This window comes from Stenotrophomonas chelatiphaga, from assembly GCF_001431535.1.
Classification (GTDB): Bacteria; Pseudomonadota; Gammaproteobacteria; order Xanthomonadales; family Xanthomonadaceae; genus Stenotrophomonas; species Stenotrophomonas chelatiphaga.
The window spans coordinates 1-3,109 of sequence record NZ_LDJK01000084.1 but is presented as its reverse complement, the minus strand read 5'-3'; the positions used below and the strand labels follow the sequence as shown (position 1 = coordinate 3,109).

Below are 3,109 nucleotides of genomic sequence, written 5' to 3'. Positions count from 1 at the left end.
TGCAGGACGCTGAGCCGCATGGATGCGGCGACGCAGCCTACAAGGATGTACTTGCGGCGTGTCCTGCAAATCCCACCCACCCGGCGCCAAGCCAGCAATGTGCTGATGGACGCCACCCGCGAGGGGGTCCCACCCGTTCGCTATTTCACCGCTGCCTGGACGCCCGCAACGCCTGTTGCTCGACCAGCGTCAATGCCACGTTGTCGCGCAGGTAAGCCGGCTCCACCCGCTCCGGAGCGATCGCTTCGCCGCGCGCCAGCATCGGCAGGGCGAGCGCCAGCACGTCCGACGCATGCGGCAACGCGGTGGTGTCCACGCAGCTCAATGCATTGCCCAACTGCGCCACGATCGCGCCCTCGGCCGCGGCAAAGCCGGTGCCCACGCCGGCGCAGCGGATGCCCTCGGGCAGCACCACGGCCTGCGGCGGGCACACCCGCTCGGCATCCTGCAGCAGGGGCACTCCGTCGACCTGCTGGTAGCGGGCAACGTAGACCTCGCCCATCCGCGCATCGATGGCGGCCAGCACCTGTCCTGCGTCGGCCGGCGCGCGCATCGCCAGCGCCTGCAGCGTTGAAACCGGGACCAGCGGACGATCCAGCGCGAGCGCAACGCCCTGCGCCAGCGCGATCGCCAGGCGCACGCCAGTGAACGCGCCGGGACCGCGGCCCAAGGCAATCGCATCGAGCTGCGAACGCGCGATGCCGGCTTCGGCAAGCAGTTCCTCGGCCCATGGCAGGGCCAGTTCCGCGTGTCGGCGCGGTGCGATCTCGAAGCGCTCACGCACCTCGCCATCCACGTGGACGGCAACGGAACAGGCTTCGGTGGACAGTTCAAAGGCGAGCAGTTTCATCGTGTCATTGTTCAGAACAGGGAGAGCGGCGTACCGGGCGGCAGCACGTCTTCGTGAAGAGGTGCAGGCGCCGCCGGCGTCCATTGTGGGGCAAAGAACGCCTGGACATCGGCCAGCGCGCGGGTACGCCGGAACGGCGGCAGCGAGTCCAGGAAGATCCGTCCATAGCCACGGTTGAGCAGCCGCGGGTCGCACAGCACCAGCACGCCACGGTCGGTCTCGCTGCGGATCAGCCGGCCAACGCCCTGCTTCAGCGCGATCACCGCCTGCGGCAGCTGCTCGTCGCGGAAGGGGTTGCCGCCCTGTGTCCGGATTGCATCCAGGCGGGCCTCGAACACCGGGTCATCCGGCGCGGCGAAGGGCAGTTTGTCGATGACCACCACGCTCAACGCATCGCCGACCACGTCCACCCCCTCGCGGAAACTGGCCGAGCCCAGCAGCACGCCGTTGCCGGATTCGCGGAAGCGCTGCAGCAGCGTCGCACGCGGCGCCTCGCCCTGCACGAACAGCGGCCAGGGCCCGCCGCGCAGCGCTTCTGCGGCCTCGCGCAGCGCCCGATGCGATGCAAACAGCAGGAAGGCGCGCCCGTGCGAGGCCTCCAGTACCGGGCGCAGGGTGACGATCAGCGCGGTACCGAAACCCCGTGCGGCCGGATCCGGCAGGCCTTCCGGCAGGTAGCACAGCGCCTGGGTCGGCCAGTCGAAGGGGCTGGGCTGGACCAGGGTGCGTGGGTCGTCCAGGCCCAGTCGCTGGGTGACGTGCTCGAACCCGCCGCCCACGGTCAACGTGGCCGAGGTGAATATCCACGCCGCCATCGTGCGTTGCCGGTGTTCGCGCAGTGGACCGGAGACATCCATCGGCGTGCGCTGGCAGCGGAATCCCCGCGGGGTCAGCTCGTACCACAGCACGTCGCCGGCGTCGGCAGGCACCGCGTCCGGCTCGGCATCGAAGTCCGGCAACGGCGCGTCGTCGCCCAGCCAGCGGCCGAGCCGCGACACCGCCTCGCGCGCCCGCGCATGGCACGCGTCCAGCCCGGAAGAGGCCTCACGCAGGCTGTCCAGAACCTGCAACAGCGCGTGCAGTGCGCTCATCGCTGCATCGAAGCCATCGCGCACCTGCGGCACCGCCAGTGCCCGCCACTGCGTGCCGCGCTGCGGCAGCCCGTCCATCGCGGTACGCAGGTCGATCAACGCGTGCTCCAGCGCGGACACCGGCGCCTGCAATGCCGCCTGTGCGCCGGCGACGCTGCGCGCTTCCAGCAGGCAGTCGCGCGCCAGTTCCTGCCAGGGCCGCATGCCGAAGCCTTCGCCGAAGAACTGCGCGGCCAGTTCGGGCAGCTGGTGGGCTTCGTCGATGACGAAGGCCTCGGCGCCCGGGAGCAGCTCGCCGAAGCCTTCCTGCTTCAACGCCAGGTCAGCCAGCAGCAGATGATGGTTGACCACGACCACGTCGGCAGCCTGGGCACGCTGGCGCGCCTGCACCACGAAGCAGTCGTCGTAGTAAGCGCAGTCCGGGCCAAGGCAGTTGTCCACCGTGGAAGTGACCATCGGCAGCAGCGGGGAGTCATCGGCCAGGGCGTCCAGTTCGGCCATGTCGCCGTGCCGGGTGCGCCCGGACCAGGCCAGGATGCGCTGGAACTCGGCCGCCTGCTGGGGCGTGCTGAAACGCGGCTCGCCGCGGGCCTGTTGCAGGCGGTAGCGGCACAGGTAATTGGCGCGCCCTTTCAACAACGCGCTGCGGTGGCCGACGCCGAGTGCCTGCCGCACGCGCGGCAGGTCGCGGTGGTACAGCTGGTCCTGCAGCGCACGGGTCCCGGTGGAGATGATGGTCTTCATGCCGGACAGCAGTACCGGCACCAGGTAGGCGTAGGTCTTGCCGGTGCCGGTGCCCGCTTCGGCCAGCAGCAGGTCGCGCTGCTGCAGCGTCTCGGCGATGGCCTCGGTCAGGCACAGCTGTGCCGGGCGCGGCACGAACGCGTCCAGGTGGGAGGCGAGCGCCCCGCCCTGGCTCAGCGCCTCGCGGCTGGCATGGACAAGATCAGGCTTCATCAGCGCTGACAGGATACCGGGTGGGGAGAATTTTCGCCGGGCGGCGCCCGGCAGCGCAGAAGCTGAAGTCAAGATCAACGTCAACGTCAACGTCAACGTCAACAGCTGCAGGGCTGCTTGGTGGTGGGGCGAGGTGGGTTGGCGGGGGACGGCAACAACCGCATCCTGCGGGCCTCGATTCGCGCCATCCATGGCGCTCTACGCCCCCGCC

2 protein-coding genes are annotated in these 3,109 nt (G+C 70.0%); both read right to left on the bottom strand.

Going from position 1 to position 3,109, the window contains the following annotated elements:
• Positions 1-145 precede the first annotated feature (145 nt).
• A complete protein-coding gene (gene tsaB, locus ABB28_RS15665) occupies positions 146-850 on the bottom strand; it encodes a tRNA (adenosine(37)-N6)-threonylcarbamoyltransferase complex dimerization subunit type 1 TsaB (RefSeq protein ID WP_057687309.1) in 705 nt (234 codons plus the stop codon).
• 11 nt (positions 851-861) lie between these two features.
• Positions 862-2,898: a DNA repair helicase YoaA gene (gene yoaA / locus ABB28_RS15660; protein ID WP_057687308.1), complete on the bottom strand. Its 2,037-nt coding sequence runs from the start codon at positions 2,896-2,898 to the stop codon at positions 862-864.
• Positions 2,899-3,109 lie beyond the last annotated feature (211 nt).